The sequence below is a fragment of the Methanoregula sp. genome, from assembly GCF_049510175.1.
Lineage (GTDB): Archaea > Halobacteriota > Methanomicrobia > Methanomicrobiales > Methanospirillaceae > Methanoregula.
Genome location: NZ_JBEKZF010000002.1, coordinates 375,068 through 394,235 on the forward strand (window position 1 = coordinate 375,068; position 19,168 = coordinate 394,235).

Here is a 19,168-nt window from a genome sequence, read left to right on the forward strand (position 1 = left end):
ACTGATTTCCCGAAGGAGTTAACGGGTTGCCTTCGAAGACATCCACACGCGATGCCAGGATCCGGCCGTCGCTGCAAACAATATCATTATCTCTTCTCATCACATTGAGAGAATAGAATCCGGAGGAATTATCTATGGGAATCAAACCGTCATATATTAAAAATCTCGGTAGTGCACTTCTGGCCAAACAGAGGGATTACTTCACGAAGAACTTCGATGAGAACAAGCAGCAGCTTGGTAAGTCCGCGGTTATCGAAAGCAAGCGTGTCCGGAACCGTGTCGCCGGTTATATAACAAGAAAAATGAATTCCAAAAAACAACCATAACCCCCTTTATGTCTGAAGGTGTCCTTCCGGCAATCTTTACCCCTCTTTTAAAGAACAAAGGGTGATGTGAAGCGAGCCGGAGTGCAGTGAGCACAGGCGAACGGAACGAGGACGAGTGAACATGACCGGGCGTCTGCATCTTACCCGCCATTGTATCATCGTGTGAATTACAACATTCAATCAACGCAGGAAGATCGACATGGGAGTTTTCCGGTTTGATGATAAGTATACCGCTCCGACACAAGAACAGCGCGAGCGGTATATGATAGGGATGATCGAAGAGAAACACTTCGGTCCTGAAGGACAGATTGTACTCATCGAATATCCCGATGCAGTGTATCTCAAAGACGATATCGAGAATATCCGCATTCTTTTCACCGGGTTCAAGGATAAACAAAAGGCCTATGGAGAGGCGATACGGCTGGCAGATCATCACGAGCACAAAGCGCCGCACAAAAATCTGTTTGCTCCTGGACACAAGACAGGAGAACATACTGAGTTTACTGATCGTAAATCCGGATAATCGTTGAACCCGGTCAAGCTGATCGCGAGCCTGAAGGTCAAGCCGGACATCGTGGAACTCTACCGTGCAATCACCGCCCCGGAGGACATCGGGCATGCAGCAGACGAGTTCTTAGATCAGCTGAACCGGGAAGAGATTGACCGGTTCAGGGTTATGACTGACTTCTGAAGTCGGTCGGAATATCTTTTTTGTAATTTTTTTCGCAGGGTGAAGCCGGCATGAGGCGCCATTTTTATATTAGCATCAGTTTAAGCATTCACTCGTCTCATGTGAGTTTATGCTTGAGGAGTTCTGTGAAGGAAATCACTGCGATCAATACATCCATTCCGTTGGTGGTTCGTTTGCGCAGTGTCTCATGGTTCAGAGGGAATTATCCCGGGTTGGTGCCTGCCCTCTCCAGTATGATAAGATTGCGGTGAAGGCAAACCCGGATGAAAAACCAATTCTCTCAAGCGCGGTAAAAGGCGAACCAAAGAGAAAGAAAGGATTTCACAACAGATCAAAATGATCTGAAGTCATGGGCGGCCGGGAAGATCGCCCATGTGTCCCTCGTTTAGATATTTCCTTTCCATTTCTTCTAATTTGGTTGCAAATATCTTTGATATGCAATCTTTTATAACGGACATCGAACTGTTACTATAAATAAAAATTGCACCGATAAGCGCTTCAACAGTGTCTGAACACAGTGCCACAGATTCTTCCTTCAATTTTTCCTCTTTCCCGACTCTATGCAGAATATAATTATCTTCAAGAAGGTGGAGTCGTTTCCCAACTTTTGCAAGCCGTAAATTATTCTCCAAGTCTGCTTTTGAAATAGTGACATTCCCTTTGGTTTTCACTCCTTTTTCAATAAGGATCGAAACCAACCCTGCCTTTAAAATTGCATCCCCCAAAGTTGCATATGTTGACTGATATGGGCAATCTCTTGCCCCGATCTTTCTCTCTTTTTCCTCTTTTGAAAATGTCGAATGCGTAAGAGCTCGGTATGATTCGTTTCGATTCTTGAATGAATACCCCAATCGATCTTCGAGTTCTTGGATCTTGGCCGGGTCCATAGTAGGATGATGGTCAGATTCGAATAAAAATCAAACTAAACGAGGTGTTGAATCAAGAATTGCTCAACTTCACACCCGCATTCCCGTAGTAATCCCCTCATGGTTTCTCAAAGAGTCCCCGCGACGCCCCATCGGTTCACGGCCGGGCAAGGTCCCGGATCGCGGTAAATGCGTAGCGCAAAACCCTCCGGTGTTTTCCGCGTCAGGTCTCGAAAATTTTTTTAAAGAAAGTAAATGTTCACTTTGTCTTTTTCATAGGTGTATATCCCTCCGACACCACAAGAACGGCACTAACAACCTAATATGGTTGCGTCGGGAGAAAACCGGGTGGAAAAATCACACATGGGTTCATCGAAAACTAGAAAACTCACTCATCGAAGAAAAAGACCTATAAAAGCCACTATTCGATACCACTAATCCTCAAACATTTCTGGAAATTTTTCAGATTCTGAAATGCTTGTACGCGATATAACATCCGGCACAAAAAACTCCAAGAACAATCAGGTACAGCTCGGGATTTCCTTCCATAGAAAAGCCATGAAAGGTCCCGCCCTCTTCTTCCTGTGAGGTAGGCAGGCCGACCGCTGTGTTATAACGATCCTCAATGCTCATATGACCGGTTAACTGGTAAGCGGCAAGCGATGCGATGATTACGATAATGAGGATCGCCCCGAAGATGATGCGGCCTTTATTCTCTCCGAACGCACTCATTTACGGTCACCTTCGAGGATATCAGGCTTAACTTTTCCGATATATGCAACCATGAAACCGGTGAGGATTGCTTCGATTGCTGCAACGCCCATATTTACCGCAGCGAGGAGGGAAAGCCCGGCGAGGATCTGGGCTGGGGTTTGGTGGACACCTTGTATCCCCGAGACAAGGATGACTGCGATCATCACGAGATTTCCTGCAAACAGACCGGCAAATGTCGCAACCCCCGCCTGAGAGAAGAGATCCGTCGTTATCCTTTTCATGGCACGGAATGTGAGCCACGCAACAAGGACTTCGGTAAAGTTTACAATTACGTTCGCTCCAATGAGTCCCCAACCTCCGTGGCCGATTGCGGCAGAAAAGATATTTACAATGAAGATGACGAGTGTTCCCATGACAGGCCCGGTAAGGATACCGATAAGAGGGGTGAGGTTCAGATGGACGCCCCCTGCGATTGGGATCTGTATCTGGAAGATAGCAAATGCAGCTGCCGTCACGAACGCAGCAATCGTGATCTTTTCAGGTTTGTTTTTTGATCGGAGGAGAAACAATGCGACCCCCACGATACAAAGAGCGATGATCCACCATGTTAAAACCCAGAACAGGGAAAATGATCCGTCTTCGAGATGAATATGAGCCACGGACTATCTCAACTCCACAACACAACACCATCGCAGTAACAGCCAATAAATATTTCCAAAAGTTTGGTATCTCTCCAAAATTTTATGCATCGTAATTTTCCCTGACCGCATCATTCCAAATAAGTATTAACGACAGAAATGATATGTCAAAATTTGGAGTGCAACCAAATTTTTCGGAAAGAACGAGCAGGTAAAAATTTTACAGTCAACAACGTGTTATTAAATAAATTTGTCAGATGCGCTCTTTCTGACGTAAGTAAAAAAAAATACAAAGTTTATAGGCTTTTACTTTGAGTTTCTTTAAAAAAATTTTCTAATTCTAAAAAAATTTATAAAAAATTCCGGTAATGCCCGGAAAATATTTTTCAGACCCTGCCGGAAAATTCTCCGGAAAAATTAAATCCCACTAACTCAACCCCCCATCCAACCACAAACCCTTCATCCATCCTTCCACAAATATAAAAAAGAATGACCCGCGGGAAAAAACCGGACGCAGCGATCGCGGAAGCAAAAAAATTCGCGGAGCGGATGGGATACTGGTGGCAGGAGAACACGAACCCCAAGCTCGCGTACGACCTCTTCATCTTCAAGTCCGAGTCCGTCCGGGTCGTGAAGGTCCGGCAGACCCGGTATACGATCAACCCGGACACGATGTACGAGGATCTCCTGCCGGACGATCTCCGCGGGGTCCGGGCACTCCCGTTCCCGAAATGGATGCCCCGCGAGATCTGGCTCCGCACCCAGCACGAGCGGGCCTGGCGGAGGCTTCTCGTCCACGAGCTCGCGGTCGGCGAGATCGGATGGTGGGAGCCGGACGGGTACACGAACCCGCATGCCCGGTAAAAATACTTCCCTGCCCTGGGAGTATCCCCCCTTTATAAAGGGGCTGGGGGGCAGAGACGGTAAGTCTCCCATGATCATTCTCCGACGGAGAATTGTACGGCCGGAATCCCGGAAATTTTCGGCAGTGGAAACGGTGCCAACGCCCGGTAAAATTCCTCATCAAAATCGCTGTTTCTTTAAAATACCTGTTTTAACCGGGAAAAAACCGTGCACTTTGGAGGGCTTTGAAAAAGCGCAAAAATGGGACGATCTGCAGCCTGTCCCGGAACCTGACGCAACCCGGAGGGTCAATTCGGCCGAAAAATAAGGGGAGTTCCCACAGGGCTGAAAAAAGACTAGATTTTTCCTGAAAATACGGAGATCTGTTCATCGGTGTTCCTGAACCGGTGCCGGGGGGTATCCGGTAAGAGGTATACGGTTTTTACCTTGTCTTTCTTCGGAGGAAGTCACTTTGCCATCTCACCGGAGCGGCCGGGCAAGGTCCTGGATCCCGGTAAGTACGTAGCGCAAAATGTCGCGTCTCTTCAGAGACGAGACAGGAGAATCTCGAATGTCATCAGACATGAGAGAGGAGAATGTCGAAAGTCATCAGACTCGAAACATGAGAAGACTGAAAGTCTTCGAAGAACAGAGTTCTTCGTCTGAACGCATCAGCGTTCTTCGAGTCCCGCCGGGGCGATCATTCAATGCGACACTATTAAACATATATCCCATAATTATTCACATGGACAGGGAAAAACGAGGTCTGACCATGGAGAGATACGAGACAGGAGGGTCATGGTGGCAATCGTTTGACAAGCCACACCCGGTCGTGTTCATACTCCTGATCCTTGCCGGTCTGGATCTCGAATACGTCATTCATTACCACTTTGGCATTACCATCGTCTACACGCAATTTTATTACCTGATCATTGTGATTGCCGGCATCTGGTACGGGAAAAAAGCGGTCTGGGTCGCACTGTTCTACGGCAGCCTGCACGTCATGGTCACTTATATTCTCACCGGTACCCTTTCTCCGGATGCTCTTATGAGGGGCCTCATGCTGCTCATCGTGGCATTTGTTATCGGTTCGATCGTGGAACAGATGCGTTGTTATTATGATCAGATCACTGAACAGAACCGTGAGCTGTCTGATGCAAATGCGAGGATGCAGGTTCTCAATACCCGGCTCGCGGAGTCCTTGGAGGCATTACGGATTGCGAATAAAAAATAAACCATCATCTCCGGCATCACAGGTATCACCATCCGTTAAACCGGAGAGTATTCAGGCGGGGGGATACGGTTTTTTGTCTGTTTTATCCCCTTCGGAGTCGATCTAAATGCGATCATCGGGAAGAAAATGTTGCAGGAATTCATCCCCTTCCCTGCTTCGCAGAATCGACCGTCGCATCAGCGAGGGTCGATTGGAGAAGCCATCAGGCTTCGACTTGGAGTCGCCGCGACGCCTCATCCGATCCCGGCTGGGCAAGGCCCCGGATCAAGGTAAGTGTGTAGCGTAAAATGTCAAGTCTCTCAGAAACGAGACAGGAGAATCTCGCATGTCATCAGACATGAGAGAGAGGAATGTCGAAAGTCATCAGACTCGAGACATGAGAAGACTGAAAGTCTTCGAAGAACGGAGTTCTTCGATCGAACGCATCAGCGTTCTTCGAGTCCCGGTGAGGCGTTTTGCGCGTAAGGCATCGCACCAGCTTGAAAAGGCACAACCAGTTAACTTTTCACAATCAAAGTCTGCTAAAAAATTTTTAAACAAGCTCCGTTTGATCAGCTCGCGGATTTCAAGCAGGGGCTGAGGGGGTGGTTGAAATTTTTCAAGCAAGGTCCGCTCAAAAATTTTCGAGTAAAATCTGCTTGAAAAAGCCGCTCCCAAGCGGCTACTAAAACTGCATTGCAGTTTCAGGCATTTTCAGGCAAGGTCCGGTTGATCCGGATCAACAATTCAATCGTGATTGTGATCGCGGTGAAAAGTTTTCAAGCAGGGTCTGAAGAAAAATTTCAGGCAAGGTCTGCTATGGCCCTGTCAGAAATGCCTAAATAAAAAATTTTGCGTATATTGATTATGAACATAAACAAAGGCTGGGACTGGATTACCCTGGGCATTGGTTTCTGGTCCGGAATAGCTGTTATCAGTCTGATCAATATTGCCCTGATTGTCGTGCATCACAATCAGTTCCTGTATGACGAATACATTTTCGGGGTTTCGATTGTTGTAGTCATGGTTTATCTGGTATTGAGGAGGAGGTCAGCCGGACAATAATTTTCCCCAGCCTTTATCATCTGCCCGGAAAATGTACCGGTATGCAGTGGCCGGCATGGCTGAACCGGACCGTTATCGGCGCCGGGATCGCGAGTTTCTTTGGTGATCTCGGGTACGAGTCGGTGACCGTTCTCCTCCCCTCGTTCCTGATCCTGCTCGGTGCGCCGGTCTATGCCCTCGGCATCATCGAGGGCCTGAGCGACGGCGCCTCCAGTTTCGTCAAGCTCTTCTCGGGCTATTTTGCCGACAAGCTGGGCCGGCGCCGGGAGTTTGCTTTCGGAGGCTCGGTCGCGACTGCCGTCTTCCCCGCCATCATTGCCGTCGCGAGCTCGTGGTATGTGGTGCTGGCGGGACGGCTCGTCGGGTGGATCGGCAAGGGGATCCGCAGCCCCTCTCGGGATGCGATCCTCTCGAAGTCGGTGGAGAAGAAGGATCTCGGCAAGGCCTTCGGTTTCCACCGGGCAGGGGACACGCTCGGGGCGATCGCCGGGCCTGCCCTGGCACTCGTGCTCGTCGCATCGATGGGCATCCGGGAACTCCTCTGGCTCGCTGTCATCCCCGGGTTCCTTGCGCTCATTGCCATCTGGCTCTTCCTGCGCGAGCGGGACCCGACACCGCACCCGCAGCCCCGGCCCCTCATCGCATCCCTGCGTGGACTCCCATCGCGGTTCAAATCGTTCCTCACCGCAGTGCTGGTCTTCGGGATCGCTGACTTCTCCCACACGCTGCTCATTGCCTTTGCGATCGTCAGCCTCACCCCTTCGCTCGGGTTCACGACAGCGACCGCGGCGGGCGCTGGCCTGTACCTCATCCGCAACATCGTCTATGCCGCGAGCTCGTACCCCTTCGGTTCGCTCGGCGACCGTATCGGGCGGAGGCCGATGCTGGTCCTCGGGTACGCGATCGCGGTCGCGACCTTCATCGGCTTCGTCATCGCTCCGGCGAACGTGGTCGCGTACGGGTGCCTCTTTGCGATGTGCGGCCTCTTCATCGCGGCCGAGGACACGCTCGAGGGCGCCCTTGCCGGCGAGATGGTGGAAGAGGAATCCCGTGCGCTCGGCTTCGGGGCGCTCGCGACCACGAACGGGGTCGGCGATCTCGTCTCCAGCGTAATGATCGGGTTCATCTGGGCATTCATCGGGTACAGCGCCGGGTTCATCGTTGCCGCCGTCATCGGGGCAGCGGGGACGCTGCTCCTGATCTGGACGACCCGCCGTCCGCACGGTGCCAGATGGTCGCCGGTCTAGGGTGCAACGACGGTTTCATCCGGCCCCTATCCGTGCTTTGTTTCCCCCATTTCTCCAGAAACCTATGGTAGTTTCGTGAAAAAGCGTGACTGTTATGAGACAAAACCCACTTTTTCCAGATATTTTACGTCGGAGAATTTGTTCCCGGACATGAGACAATATGGGACAGCTAGGGCAGCCGATCTCACCCACCCTCGGGTATCTGGACGTGGCGATGGAACCGAACGAAGATATGGCTCTCCGGAGGGCATATCCCGGTTACAAAAACCTTTTTTAACGAGGACACAGGAAGTATCGTTTATCAGGGATGGGTGTGTTTAGCATGGCGACGGATCCGGTCTGTTTTGCAATCGTCGATGAGGATACGGCACAATTCAGGACAACGTACAAGGGCAAGGAGTATTATTTCTGCACCAATTACTGCAAAAAGCAGTTTCTCGAAAATCCAAAGAAGTATACGCGCCTCAACACGGATATCAGCATCGAGCCGGGTGGTGCGTCGTGTTGATCGAGCATTAACACCCTGCATCAGTCGCGGCACCGCAGGGACCTGACGGTATCCCTCCGGCGCGACGAATCTGCGTTCATACGTTCAATCATGGCGAGTGCGTCCAGCGCGAGGAAGGTATATTTCAGCGTCGCGGATCCCCTGGCAGTATTACCCGATATGCCGGGTAATGCTGCCGGCTTGATCTCCCTTCTCTTACATTTGAGCGACATTCCTTAGGTTCAAATTCTCTGACAAAGCGACATTTTTTATGAAAAGGATGTAAAAACTGCATCCGGATATTTATGGCAAAAACCACGCAATACAGTGCAGTAAATCTCATCGCTGAAGCGGGAGTGGATCCCAAAAAATGGAATATCCTCCCGGCTCCGGAAGTTGTGGAAAGAACCATACAGGAAATTGAGAAACGGGGTATCAAGGTCATCGTTGCTGAGAATGGCGCAGAAGCCTTGTCCGTCATAAAAAAGATCATCCCGCCCGGTGCTGAGGTGATGAACGGCTCCTCGACCACGCTCATCGAGATAGGGTACGAGGAGTTTATTGCAACCGGTCAGTCGGGATGGAATCCTGTCCATAAGAAAATAACCGCGGAGAACGATGCCGGAAAACGGGCAGAACTCCGGAGGAAATCCGTTGCCGCCGATTACTTCATCTCCGGCGCAAATGCCGTCGCCGGTACCGGGGAGATCGTTGGCTGCGATGCAGGCGGGAGCCGCGTGGGTGCATGGCCGTTTGCCGCAGGGCACCTCATCCTCGTGGTGGGCACAAACAAGATCGTCCCCACCCTTCATGATGCACTGGACCGGATCCACAATTATGCATACCAGCTGGAAAATGCTCGGGCAACGAAGGCATACGGGACCTCCAGCGTGATCGGGAAATGCGTCATCCTTGCCCATGAGAAGAGTGAGGGGCGGGTAACCCTGATTCTCGTTAAGGAAGCACTGGGGTATTAAAAAAAGATTAATCGGGGAGTTTCGGATACCGGGGGGACCGGTACCGGGAACCCCAACCCCTTTTTTTGTTGTTTGCCGGGTGCGTCTCAGTACGCACTCCAGCCGGAGTCGGCAACAATGGTCGCCGCGTTCACGAAGCTGGAATCGTCCGAGGCCAGGAAGAGGGCAACCCGGGCGATCTCCGATGGTTCCCCCATCCGCGGGTTGGTGACCAGGCCCGCCCCGCAGAGGACAGCGCCTTCCGGGTGCATCTGGATCCCCTTGGTGATATCGGTCATTACACCGCCCGGGGCGATGATGTTGGACCGGATGCCCTTCTTCGCGTACATGTCGACGTTCTTCGCCAGGCCGATCACACCGTGCTTCGAGGCCGTATACGTGGTCCCGGCGCGGCACCCGAACAGGCCGCCGATCGAGGCGGTCGTGACGAAGACTCCCTTGCCCTGTTTGAGAAATATGGGGATCGCGGCCCGGAAGAGGCGCATCGGACCGGTCAGGTTGATGTCGATGATCTGGTTCCAGGTCTCATCATCCAGGCCGCCGACCGGGGCCATCTTGTCCATCAGGCCTACATTATTGACAACGATGTCGAACCTGCCGTACTTCTCCACGGCTGCCTTTACCGCGTTCCGGATGTCCTCCTCCCTGGAGACGTCGCCGGAGACGGCGATGGCCGTGCCTCCCTTCGCGATGATCTCATCGATCACGCCCCGGGAGCTTCTCTTTCCGCCGTGCAATCGCGACAACGGACGCGCCTTCCTCTGCGAAGAGCCGGGCGATCTCCTTCCCCATCCCGGAGCTCGCACCGGTGACAATAGCAACTTTGTTGTCCAGTTTTCCCATGGGTACACACCCCGGTTTTGGAATACTGGCTGGCGAAAGAAAATAAGGATATGCTTGCTGATAACCGGCAGGACAGGATCATCTTTTTCTTTACAAAAGACGATTGGGAAAATACGAGCAATCTGGGCCGCAAAAGAGATTTAAAAGTTTTGGGAGGGATAGCGGCTTATAAAAAACCTGTGGTCGGCCTTTTCGCTGGCATACGATTATCTGAGGGAAAAAAGGACGTGAAATGACGCTGCTGGTAAAGGAAATCCAGGCAAAAAGCATTCTATCCAAATCGAAGGTCTATCCCTACGTTATCAATCCCTACACCGGTTGCCAGCACGGGTGCTCGTACTGCTATGCACGCTTTATGAAAAGGGTAACCGGGCATAAGGAACCCTGGGGCGAATTCGTCGATGTCAAAGTCAACGCCGCAGATTTACTCCGGGGGGAAATAAAGAAGAAGAAGCGGGGAAGAGTCTGGGTGAGCGGCGTGTGCGACCCATACCAGCCACTTGAGGCAAAATACAAACTGACCCGGCAATGCCTGGAAATCCTGGTTCAGAATAACTGGCCCGTTATCATTCAGACACGTTCTCCCTTAGTGCTGCGTGACATCGACATTATGAAAGATGCCTGGGATTTTGAGGTCGGTTTTTCAATAACTACGGCGGACGACAATATCAGGAAATTATTCGAACCCCAGGCACCCCCGATAAACGACAGGATAAAGGCCCTCGATGAACTGCACAAAGCCGGTATCAGGACGTATGCCATGATCGCCCCGGTGCTCCCGGGAGCAGAAGGGCTTGCAGAACTCCTGAAAGGAAAGATTGACTATGTGCTGATTGACCGCATGAACTATCACTATGCCGACTGGGTGTACCGGAAATACGGGCTGGATGATAAGCTCGAGGATGATTTCTTTAAGCGGGTGAGGCAGGAACTTGCCTCTCTATGAAAACCATCCAGGTCCATGTGTTCGGTGGGTATATGCTTATGGAAATTTTGTTCCCGGCTGGCGCAGGGCCGTTGTCAATCCCCCTTTGACGGCACGACCGTTTTGATATACGCTCATCTTCTCATGTCAATTCACCACTCCAAACCCTTTCGATATGTTAATAGTAAATGAATAAATCAGAATTAAACATGAAACAATTTCACAGACTCAGATTTTTACTTGCAACTTTTTTGCTTTTTGCATGTATAACGCCCCACGTTGCTGCATTTACCGTCTCATCAATGAACATTAATCCACTGGGATATCAGGCTGCCGGGACACCAATGACTGTCAATTCAGTAATTGTCTTTTCATCAGAAGGCACAGAGACATTTCCTTCAGCCAGCGAATTGCACATGAGTACAAATCTTGTTGACGCACATTGGGTACCGGTTTTGGTTCTCAATGGTGTGGAAACCAACCTCACACAAAAAAATGGCGGGTCATTGATATTTCCTGGATGGTATTTTTCCTATCCATCGACAGAGAAAGTGCAGTTAAAGGTGACATTAACGGGAAATATTCCCATGAATCCCTCACCAAGCCAGAATTTTTTGAAGATTCAGGAAGTAGATTCTAATAATACGGTCGTCTCAACTGCACATGTTGACATGTCTGCAACGCCGGTTACAACAGTGTCCACCCCAACAAAACCTACAACAAAAAAGACATTCACTCCACTACCTATAGACACACCCACTCAAAAATCTCCAACCGGAATCGAAGAAGGCATTATTGCGATCATGGGTGCAGCATTTCTTGTTCTGAAACAGAAATAATTTTTTACAGATTTCACCGTCAACCGTGTATTATTTAAAAAAAGGTCCGGTTGATCCGGATCAACACTTCAATCGCGATGGTGATCGCGATGAAAAGTTTTCAAGCAGGATCTGAAGAAAAAATTTCAGGTAGGGTCAGCTTGAAATTTTAAAATGAGGTTCAGACCGTTGATGTCAGGTGCGATGCCACCCCCGATCCCTTCCCTCACAGCTAACCTTCCGGTTCAACGCATCTCCGCACCCGGCTAAACGGGGGAACCCAGCCATTCTGGCAATATATGAGCATCCCCTTCCAATGCTGGTTTGCACGATGGGAACCATAAAACGGGTCCCGGACAAACAGATGAAGTGCAGGACTGAAACAAGAATGAGAATGAAAAATTTCCTGATTTCCCTATGCCTCGTAGTCATGCTGGCGGTTGCCATACCCGCAATCGCTGCGGCTGACGATGCACAGGCAACAGTAACGCCGACAAACACCATCGCCCCCGCGACCACCACGGGCTTCGATCCGCTCGGGTCGCTCGCCGGAATCTTCGGGCTCCGGCAGGACATCCATGCAGACCGGGCGGCGAACACGAATCTGACCGAAGGCATCCAGGACAACCGGCAGGACATACACCAGAACTGGTGGGATAACTTCAACATCTTCGGGAACATCCTCGGCAACCGGCAGCAGGTCAGGACCGATCAGGCACTCGATCTCGCGAACCGGACCGCAGACAACGGACTACGCCAGGACATCCATACAGACCGCGTGGATATGCACCAGGACCCCGGCAACGCGAGCGCCTACCGTGCAGAGATCAACGCGAGCAGGGGCGACATAAAGGATAACCGCGAGGAGATCACCCTCACCCATCAGGAGATAAAAGACGAGCGGAACGCATCGCAGCAGGACCGGGCAACCATCCGCGAGACCAGGGCGACCGACATCCAGCTCCGGCAGACGAACAACGCTTCCTGGCAGGAAGTCAGGCAGAATAATGCGGATATCCACACCGACCGGCAGCAGATCCGGAACGAACGCGGAAACAAGAGCTCCGCGTCGTAGACTTTTTTCCGGGCATTTTTAAGGCACTCACTATATCCCGGTGCAATCATCCCGTGGGAGAGGTCTTTTCCCGTACATCTTTTGGTTTATATTCAATAATATTACTTATAACGTAGAAAATATTATATATTTAAATGTAAAAGTACAGATTTGTTCGGCAATGCCGGACAGTTCTCAGAGGTGGAACAGATGTCACTACATTATAATCCCGGATGGTTCACCGATCCCGCTCCGGATTTCCGTAGTATACTCAAGGAGGATGACCTCAGGGTTATCGCCGCGCAGCAGATCGATCTCAAGATCTCTGCCATAGACAGGCAGGTAGCTCTCAGGCAAGGCGAGCTGAATGACCTCGCCACTGAGAGGAAGATGCTCGCGAATGTAAAGACGATGATTGCAAGAAGGTAACCACGCTTCTGTCACGCGAAAGGAAGGGAGCGTTCCTATTTTCGTGCGTGTGAAATGACAAATACCCTTTCAGGTAACAATGGGCGCTGAAATCATCCTCGTCGGGTATGAAGATGAAGAAAACCTGGGGATCCGGTCAATCGCCGCTTTTCTTTTATCGAAAGGGATTCCCGTGCGCATCCTGCCCTGCCAGCGGACCGGAAAAGAAAAAATCCTGGAGGAGATCCTTAAGGAACAACCAAAAATTGTCGGGTTTTCCCTGATCTTCCAGAGGATGTTCTTCAGTTTTGCCGGTCTGATGACCTACCTCAGGCAGAACGGCGTAACCGCGCATTTTACGGTGGGAGGTCATTTTCCGACCATCGAATATGCCGCGATCCTGGAACGGATTCCGGAACTGGATACGGTCGTGCGCCACGAAGGAGAAGAGACACTTTGGGAACTGTACCGGAATGTGGATCGTCCCGATCGATGGCACCTGATTCCGGGGCTGGCGTACCGGGAAGAAGGCGCTGTCCGGCTTTCGCAGCCGCGGCCGCTCATTGCAGATCTCGATCTGTTGCCGTTTCCGGTCAGATCGGGATCGTTTAAATCCATCCATGGTATCAGTGTTTGCTCTATCCTCGCAAGCCGGGGGTGTTTTTACAACTGTAGTTTCTGCAGTATCCACTCGTTTTATCACGATGCACCGGGCCCGAAACGACGGACCCGGTCTCCCCGGAACGTTGTTGAGGAGATGGCGCAGCTGTACTCCCGCGGCGTCCGTATCTTCAATTTCAAGGATGACGATCTCGGCACACAAACAAATCAGCAGAAGACATGGATTGACGATTTTGCCCGGGAACTGGGGACGAGAACATTTTCCCGGGATATCCTCTGGCGTATCTCGTGTCGGATTGATGATGTGAATGCCGGACTTCTCAGGTCCCTCCGGGACGTGGGTCTCCAGACGGTTTACCTTGGGATAGAATCTGGGAGCGAGGAGGGCCTCACAACGGCGAATAAGAAGTACCATGTAGATGATATCTACCGTGCGATCCGCACGCTGGATGAGATTGGCATGGATTATGAGTATGGGTTCATGCTCTTCGATCCCTACAGCACGTTCATGACGGTAAGGGAGAACACCCGGATGCTTGAATTTCTCGGACGGAACAGCCGTACCGGCATCCGGTTTACCAAAATGTTCCCGTACGTCGGAACTTCGATTGAAAAGCAGCTCATGGAAGCCGGAAGACTGCAGGGAAACATCGCGTCCCCGGACTACGAATACCTCGATGCCCGGCTCAACCTTCTGGAGGTGGTTGTTTCCCAGAGCTTCCATAACCTGATATTCGACTGGGACGGACTCGGGAAACGGCTCGATCACGCCCATTTTGAGATCAAGATCCTCAAAAAGTTTTTCCCTGACTACGATGTGTCGGCGTACGAGAACACGGTACGGGATCTGACGAGAAGATGCAATGCCTCGGCCATCGAGACCCTTGACAAGGTCATCGACTTCATGGAGACCAAAACCTACGAGGAGATTCTCCAGTCATGGTGGCTGCTCGATGTCCTGAAGGATTGGGAGTTGTCGCACCAGGAATCACTCACGAACGAACTGGAATCTGCCGCGGTACCGTTGCCGGGCTGATAGTGGCAGGTTGAGATAGGTCTGGCGTACTATGCGATGGTTCTTTACCGATCCTGACCGTTGGTTTCATTGATTGGAATGCATACCTGCCCACCTGCCCGGCTCCTGGGAATCCTCGTCTTCTTCTGCCTCATGATACCGGCAGGGCAGGCGGTCAATCCCCTCTGGATCGTCCCGGCATCCCCGGGAGTGGAATTATCCACGGTTGCCATATCGCACGACGGATCGACCATTGTCGCCGGAGGCGACCAGCTGATCGTCCTCACCCCGGAGGGAAAGAAACTCTGGTCGGGATGGTCGGGGACCTTGCTTGAGCTGAGCGGGGACGGCAGCTATATTCTCACGACCCAGGGCCAGACCGTCCGGCTCTTCTCACGGGACGGGACCAAGCTGTGGGACCAGTCCCCGGGAGGCACCGTAACCGCAATCTCCATGACGCCCGATGCCACGTTGATCGTTGCCGGCGGAGGAAATACCATACAGTCATGGTACAATTCAGGTTCCGGCCTCGGGAGGAACGTGACCGAAACGGTGCATGACATAAAAATCTCCCCGGCAAAAGACCAGATCATCGTTACCACGGCAAAGGCATTACGAAGCTTCAACGAAAGTTACGTCCCGAACTGGTATGACGACACCATCAGTCCCGGTATCGTTGAGATATCCGGTGACGGCACCGGCATCGTGATCCCCAACGGCAACCACATCCGGATGTATCATGGCAGCGGCACCCTTCTCTGGGATCGGTCATTTCCCGGGGGAAATATCATCTCCCTTGCGTACTCCACGGACGGATTGACGATTGTTGCAGGGCGCGACGATACCACGGTCCTTGTCCTTGACCGGGATGGGAACCTTCTCTTTACCGGGAAAGCCGGAGCCTGGATAACGAGTGTGGGTGTATCGGACAACGGTTCCACCATTGCAACAGGAAGCATCGACAACCAGATCAACGTATTCGACCGGCAGGGCACGTTACTTGGGGCCTATACAACACAAAGCCCGATCAAATCCCGTTCGGTTGCCGTGAGCGGGAACGGTTCCCTGATTGTGGCAGTCGACCTTTCAAACGTGTATGGTTTTTCCCGGTCGCAGTTTACCCTGCCGGTCGGGGCATCAACGCCGGAAGGTTCCGGGAATGTCTCAACCGGGACAGCATACAACAATGCGACCCCCGTCACCACACCTCCCGGGGCGGATACCGTATCCCCGTTGTCCGGAAATGCATCTGCCCCGGTAACCGGGATAACCTCTCGATCAGGATTCCCGTGGGTTCTTACCCTTTTATCCCTGGCGCTCATGATCCTGGTACGAAAAAAATAATGCGGCCCCTGCAGTTTTTGTGCCGGTGATGCAGGAATATATGGTAACGCACGATCATGTTCCGGCTGTTATCCCCGGTGTTGCCGTCCGGATGAGAGAGATTCATGGAAAGCCACATCCCCGTGCCCTCGCAGATATCCTTAAACACCACCCTCGCAAACATCATCCCGGAGAAAAACACTATGGAAAAGATCACGCTCGGCCCGATGCCGTACATGAGTGTCATGCCCACCGTGCTCGTGGGCGCAAACGTGAAGGGGAAACCGAACTACATGACCGCTGCATGGGCCACGGTCGCCTGCATGGCGCCGCCGATGGTCTGTGTTGCGCTCAACAAGGCGCGGTACACCGTGAAGGGGATCGAAGAGAACATGACCTTCAGCTTGAACATCCCCTCCGCGAAGTACGTTGTCGAGACTGATCACTGCGGGCTCGTCTCCGGTGCTCATGAGGACAAGTCAAAGGTATTCACGTCCTTCTACGGCAAGCTGAAGACCGCCCCCCTTGTAGTGGAGTGCCCGGTAAACATCGAGTGTAAACTGTTCAAGTCCGTGGACTGCGGGAGCCATCTGCTGTATATCGGGGAGGTCGTGGAGATCCATGCCGACAAGACGTGTGTCTTTGACGGGAAGCCGGATATGGCGAAGAGCGACCCGATCGTGTACGCAGAGGCCACATACTGGCATGTCGGGAAGCAGGCTGCGAAGGCGTTCTCGGCTGGCAAGGAATACAAGAAAAAGTGAGGAGCGGGACTTTCCCGTGAAAAACCTGATCTTTTTATCTTCCCGATGACTCTCCCCGCGTCAGGAAGGGGCACCGGTCCTTGGTTACACCCGTGAAAAAAGAGCGATTCTGCCCACCCCTCCGGAGTTGCCCGGCCGCTTCGGAGTTCTGAGGAACTCCTCGTGTCTCATCTCTTCGGGAGGGTTTACCGTCCAGCTGTTTTTTGCGTAGGGTATCGCAGCCTGATGAAATGTAGTATGACTAACGAGCCGATCCCCTGCCCCCTTCCATACGTTAATCACCATCAAGTATCCATAACCCCTCCTCACAAGAGCATAATCGCATGAAGGAGCACAGACATGGTAAATAAAGGCTGGCAGTTACGGATGAAACGTCTGGTTGAACGACTCGTTACCAGCCATCGGAGGACACCGGTATCCAAGCTGGAGAAGGATCTGCACGCGCTGGGATTTGTCGAGCTCGGGGCCGACCAAGTGGCAGTGGCGTTCGAGCACGTCTTCATGGAACTCTATCTGGAGATCGAGCTGGATGACGACCGCTGCATCCACAGCTACTTTATCGTTCCTTTCGAAGAGAAGGAGAAGAAGCGGCGGAAGTACCGGTGGTGACAATCCAAAACCCGGACCTGTGGAGGATCGGGCACGTCCTGCCAGAACGTTTTGCTATCCTGAGACATGCATGGCCCGTTGGCCTTCCGCAGGCAGGGCACACTGATATATCAACCGTTGAGCCCGATAAAAAGTTCAATCAATGCCCGGACACTCAGCTCGTCCGCGTAACGGTAAAAAGAAAACAATGCCAGGCCGGCTTGTTGCTGGGTATGAGTCTAGTTGCCGTCTGGTTCTGAAGATAATTTTTCGGAATATGGTTTTTCTTCCCTTGGAGTGGTATTATTTTCCCGTTCCTGAACATATTTCACTGCCGTTTCCACCGGTATTGAAATGCTGATGATGCAGGCTAGAACGAGTCCGATAATAACGAAAGATCTCTTTTTCACTCAATTCACCCGTGTTGTTTTTGATCTGCGCGGCATCTATACAACCATTCCACGACGACAGGAACAAATCCCCGGAAGTTGTCTGTTATCAGGCGACCATACCTGCGTCGCAAGTTCAGAAAGCAATTTTATCCACGTTCTTCTCACGCTCACGCTCCCTTATTCTGGATATATCTCTATTCATCCAATTCTCTATATAAACTTATCTTTTTCTATCCTGACAAAATTCTCATGTATTCTTTCAAAAATGAGTGAAAATTTTCTTTTATTGTCCAACCCCTACAGATTCTCCCGGATTGTTGCACAACTCCTTCCGGATGTAAATATCTTTCTTTCATCAGGCCCCGGCCACTCCAGTCGATCCGGTCCTTCAATCCTTTTTTGTAAACCGGGGATGGATACCCATTCTGGTTATGCAGTCCATTTTCGTGTTGTCCTGCTGAAGGTCTGTCGTGCCCTGTCACTAGCGGAGTAATCCATGGTTCTGTGAAAAAGGTCTATAAAAAGAATGTTATCTTCTGCGTCGTGCACAACCCGCGACCATGACCAGCCCGGCCAGCATCCCACAGACCACCAGGGGGTCCGGCCCCGGGGAGTAGGTCTGCTTCCGGGTCGGTGCAACGGTTGTGGGTTCAGTCGTAGGTTCAATCGTAGGTTCGGGCGTGATCACGAGGATGGTATCCACCGGTATTACTACAGGCTGCGGGGTTGGCTCGTTTGTCGGGACAGAGACCTGGCCCATCCTCTTTGTCTGGGTCCCCGACACCAGCTTCGCATTCGGATCCATCTCCTGCAGCCGGAGGAGCGTGATCTGCTGTGACTGGTTCAGCAGGGGAACCGTGCCGGTGAGTTTGACGGTGATAGAGAACTGTTTCCGGGAGAAACTGAGACTCCACCCGTCAAGCCTCAGCTGTGCAGCCTGACGGGAGGCCAGTTCGGTCGTGACCGGTGCGTCACTCATCGTCTCGGTCTCGGTCACGACCCATAGCGGGTCCGAGAGGTCGGTATACATGACCAGCGAGTCGTCCGATGGGAACGTAGAACCGGTATCAAACGAATCGAAACTGACCGTATAACCGGCACTCACGGGGTCACCGGGACTGAGCGCTGCCGTGCTGGCGGGACCGGACCAGCCTGAAAATGTCCATGCCGACGCATACGGCACGATGAACAGTATGCCGAGCGTAAGGAGGCTGATACGGAAAAGGTCCTGCTGAAAACTCATCCAGATTTTAAAAAGACCAGTGAATCAATAAAGGTAACGATTTACGTTTCTTGCCTGAATCCTCCGGCTGGGGCGGATGGGGGTTATCTGTATCCGGCTCTCCGGCA

Annotated in this window: 26 protein-coding genes; 19 read left to right on the top strand and 7 right to left on the bottom strand. The window is 51.7% G+C overall.

Annotation, left to right across the window (positions count from 1 at the left end; genetic code table 11):
• The first annotated feature begins 134 nt into the window (after positions 1-134).
• The 4 genes from ABSG49_RS04980 (at position 135) to ABSG49_RS04995 (ending at position 1,357) form a co-directional block, all read left to right on the top strand.
• Complete coding sequence (locus ABSG49_RS04980) at positions 135-326, top strand: 30S ribosomal protein S17e (RefSeq protein WP_424025000.1); 192 nt, start codon at positions 135-137, stop codon at positions 324-326.
• A 199-nt stretch (positions 327-525) separates the two neighbouring features.
• Positions 526-849, top strand: coding sequence for a hypothetical protein (locus tag ABSG49_RS04985; protein WP_424025001.1), 324 nt, complete (start codon positions 526-528; stop codon positions 847-849).
• Positions 850-852: 3 nt separating this feature from the next.
• Positions 853-1,017, top strand: coding sequence for a hypothetical protein (locus ABSG49_RS04990; protein WP_424025002.1), 165 nt, complete (start codon positions 853-855; stop codon positions 1,015-1,017).
• Positions 1,018-1,126: 109 nt separating this feature from the next.
• Positions 1,127-1,357, top strand: coding sequence for a hypothetical protein (locus ABSG49_RS04995; protein ID WP_424025003.1), 231 nt, complete (start codon positions 1,127-1,129; stop codon positions 1,355-1,357).
• Between the two features lie 7 nt (positions 1,358-1,364).
• On the opposite strand, the gene ABSG49_RS05000 is transcribed toward ABSG49_RS04995, so the two are convergent.
• The 3 genes from ABSG49_RS05000 to ABSG49_RS05010 all read right to left on the bottom strand — a co-directional run bounded on the left by ABSG49_RS05000 (position 1,365) and on the right by ABSG49_RS05010 (position 3,256).
• Positions 1,365-1,904 carry a ribonuclease III domain-containing protein gene (locus tag ABSG49_RS05000; protein WP_424025004.1) on the bottom strand — a complete coding sequence of 180 codons (540 nt, stop codon included), beginning with the start codon at positions 1,902-1,904 and terminating at the stop codon, positions 1,365-1,367.
• A 441-nt stretch (positions 1,905-2,345) separates the two neighbouring features.
• Positions 2,346-2,615 (bottom strand): hypothetical protein, encoded by a 270-nt coding sequence (locus tag ABSG49_RS05005; protein WP_424025005.1) that lies wholly within the window; start codon positions 2,613-2,615, stop codon positions 2,346-2,348.
• Entirely contained in the window at positions 2,612-3,256 is a 645-nt protein-coding gene (locus ABSG49_RS05010; RefSeq protein WP_424025006.1) for an energy-coupling factor ABC transporter permease, read from the bottom strand. Before ABSG49_RS05010 ends, ABSG49_RS05005 begins: the two co-directional genes overlap by 4 nt.
• Positions 3,257-3,724: 468 nt before the next feature.
• Here ABSG49_RS05010 and ABSG49_RS05015 point away from each other — a divergent pair, with 468 nt between their 5' ends.
• The 4 genes from ABSG49_RS05015 to ABSG49_RS05030 all read left to right on the top strand — a co-directional run bounded on the left by ABSG49_RS05015 (position 3,725) and on the right by ABSG49_RS05030 (position 8,111).
• The gene (locus ABSG49_RS05015) at positions 3,725-4,099 is read left to right on the top strand and encodes a hypothetical protein (RefSeq protein ID WP_424025007.1); all 375 of its coding nucleotides are present in this window, start codon (positions 3,725-3,727) and stop codon (positions 4,097-4,099) included.
• Positions 4,100-4,823: 724 nt separating this feature from the next.
• The gene (locus ABSG49_RS05020) at positions 4,824-5,312 is read left to right on the top strand and encodes a hypothetical protein (protein WP_424025008.1); all 489 of its coding nucleotides are present in this window, start codon (positions 4,824-4,826) and stop codon (positions 5,310-5,312) included.
• A gap of 1,085 nt (positions 5,313-6,397) precedes the next feature.
• On the top strand, positions 6,398-7,603 hold the full coding sequence (locus ABSG49_RS05025; protein ID WP_424025009.1) for an MFS transporter: 1,206 nt from the start codon (positions 6,398-6,400) through the stop codon (positions 7,601-7,603).
• 322 nt (positions 7,604-7,925) lie between these two features.
• Positions 7,926-8,111 carry a YHS domain-containing protein gene (locus tag ABSG49_RS05030; RefSeq protein WP_424025010.1) on the top strand — a complete coding sequence of 62 codons (186 nt, stop codon included), beginning with the start codon at positions 7,926-7,928 and terminating at the stop codon, positions 8,109-8,111.
• 20 nt (positions 8,112-8,131) lie between these two features.
• Here the strand turns inward: ABSG49_RS05030 and ABSG49_RS05035 are convergent, their stop codons facing one another.
• Entirely contained in the window at positions 8,132-8,323 is a 192-nt protein-coding gene (locus tag ABSG49_RS05035; protein WP_424025011.1) for a hypothetical protein, read from the bottom strand.
• A gap of 72 nt (positions 8,324-8,395) precedes the next feature.
• Between ABSG49_RS05035 and ABSG49_RS05040 the strand changes: the two genes are divergently transcribed.
• Positions 8,396-9,067 carry a lactate utilization protein gene (locus ABSG49_RS05040; RefSeq protein ID WP_424025012.1) on the top strand — a complete coding sequence of 224 codons (672 nt, stop codon included), beginning with the start codon at positions 8,396-8,398 and terminating at the stop codon, positions 9,065-9,067.
• Between the two features lie 86 nt (positions 9,068-9,153).
• Here ABSG49_RS05040 and ABSG49_RS05045 read toward each other — a convergent pair whose 3' ends face one another.
• Together ABSG49_RS05045 and ABSG49_RS05050 are read right to left on the bottom strand one after the other, a co-directional pair.
• The gene (locus ABSG49_RS05045) at positions 9,154-9,774 is read right to left on the bottom strand and encodes an SDR family oxidoreductase (RefSeq protein ID WP_424025013.1); all 621 of its coding nucleotides are present in this window, start codon (positions 9,772-9,774) and stop codon (positions 9,154-9,156) included.
• Positions 9,764-9,910, bottom strand: a complete 147-nt coding sequence (locus ABSG49_RS05050; RefSeq protein WP_424025014.1) for an SDR family NAD(P)-dependent oxidoreductase — start codon at positions 9,908-9,910, stop codon at positions 9,764-9,766. Before ABSG49_RS05050 ends, ABSG49_RS05045 begins: the two co-directional genes overlap by 11 nt.
• A 17-nt stretch (positions 9,911-9,927) precedes the next feature.
• Here ABSG49_RS05050 and ABSG49_RS05055 point away from each other — a divergent pair, with 17 nt between their 5' ends.
• From ABSG49_RS05055 to ABSG49_RS05100, 10 genes are all read left to right on the top strand, one after another.
• Positions 9,928-10,146, top strand: coding sequence for a hypothetical protein (locus ABSG49_RS05055; protein ID WP_424025015.1), 219 nt, complete (start codon positions 9,928-9,930; stop codon positions 10,144-10,146).
• Positions 10,143-10,856: an SPL family radical SAM protein gene (locus tag ABSG49_RS05060; RefSeq protein ID WP_424025016.1), complete on the top strand. Its 714-nt coding sequence runs from the start codon at positions 10,143-10,145 to the stop codon at positions 10,854-10,856. Before ABSG49_RS05055 ends, ABSG49_RS05060 begins: the two co-directional genes overlap by 4 nt.
• Before the next feature lie 188 nt (positions 10,857-11,044).
• Positions 11,045-11,674, top strand: a complete 630-nt coding sequence (locus tag ABSG49_RS05065; protein WP_424025017.1) for a hypothetical protein — start codon at positions 11,045-11,047, stop codon at positions 11,672-11,674.
• A 373-nt stretch (positions 11,675-12,047) separates the two neighbouring features.
• Positions 12,048-12,728 carry a hypothetical protein gene (locus ABSG49_RS05070; RefSeq protein WP_424025018.1) on the top strand — a complete coding sequence of 227 codons (681 nt, stop codon included), beginning with the start codon at positions 12,048-12,050 and terminating at the stop codon, positions 12,726-12,728.
• A gap of 189 nt (positions 12,729-12,917) precedes the next feature.
• Entirely contained in the window at positions 12,918-13,136 is a 219-nt protein-coding gene (locus tag ABSG49_RS05075) for a hypothetical protein (protein WP_424025019.1), read from the top strand.
• Positions 13,137-13,215: 79 nt separating this feature from the next.
• Positions 13,216-14,772: a B12-binding domain-containing radical SAM protein gene (locus tag ABSG49_RS05080; protein ID WP_424025020.1), complete on the top strand. Its 1,557-nt coding sequence runs from the start codon at positions 13,216-13,218 to the stop codon at positions 14,770-14,772.
• Positions 14,773-14,850: 78 nt separating this feature from the next.
• Complete coding sequence (locus ABSG49_RS05085; RefSeq protein ID WP_424025021.1) at positions 14,851-16,095, top strand: WD40 repeat domain-containing protein; 1,245 nt, start codon at positions 14,851-14,853, stop codon at positions 16,093-16,095.
• Positions 16,096-16,199: 104 nt separating this feature from the next.
• Positions 16,200-16,838, top strand: coding sequence for a flavin reductase family protein (locus ABSG49_RS05090; RefSeq protein ID WP_424025022.1), 639 nt, complete (start codon positions 16,200-16,202; stop codon positions 16,836-16,838).
• Between the two features lie 339 nt (positions 16,839-17,177).
• Positions 17,178-17,447, top strand: coding sequence for a hypothetical protein (locus tag ABSG49_RS05095; RefSeq protein ID WP_424025023.1), 270 nt, complete (start codon positions 17,178-17,180; stop codon positions 17,445-17,447).
• Between the two features lie 333 nt (positions 17,448-17,780).
• The gene (locus ABSG49_RS05100) at positions 17,781-18,311 is read left to right on the top strand and encodes a hypothetical protein (protein ID WP_424025024.1); all 531 of its coding nucleotides are present in this window, start codon (positions 17,781-17,783) and stop codon (positions 18,309-18,311) included.
• Between the two features lie 36 nt (positions 18,312-18,347).
• On the opposite strand, the gene ABSG49_RS05105 is transcribed toward ABSG49_RS05100, so the two are convergent.
• Complete coding sequence (locus tag ABSG49_RS05105; RefSeq protein WP_424025025.1) at positions 18,348-19,061, bottom strand: hypothetical protein; 714 nt, start codon at positions 19,059-19,061, stop codon at positions 18,348-18,350.
• Positions 19,062-19,168 lie beyond the last annotated feature (107 nt).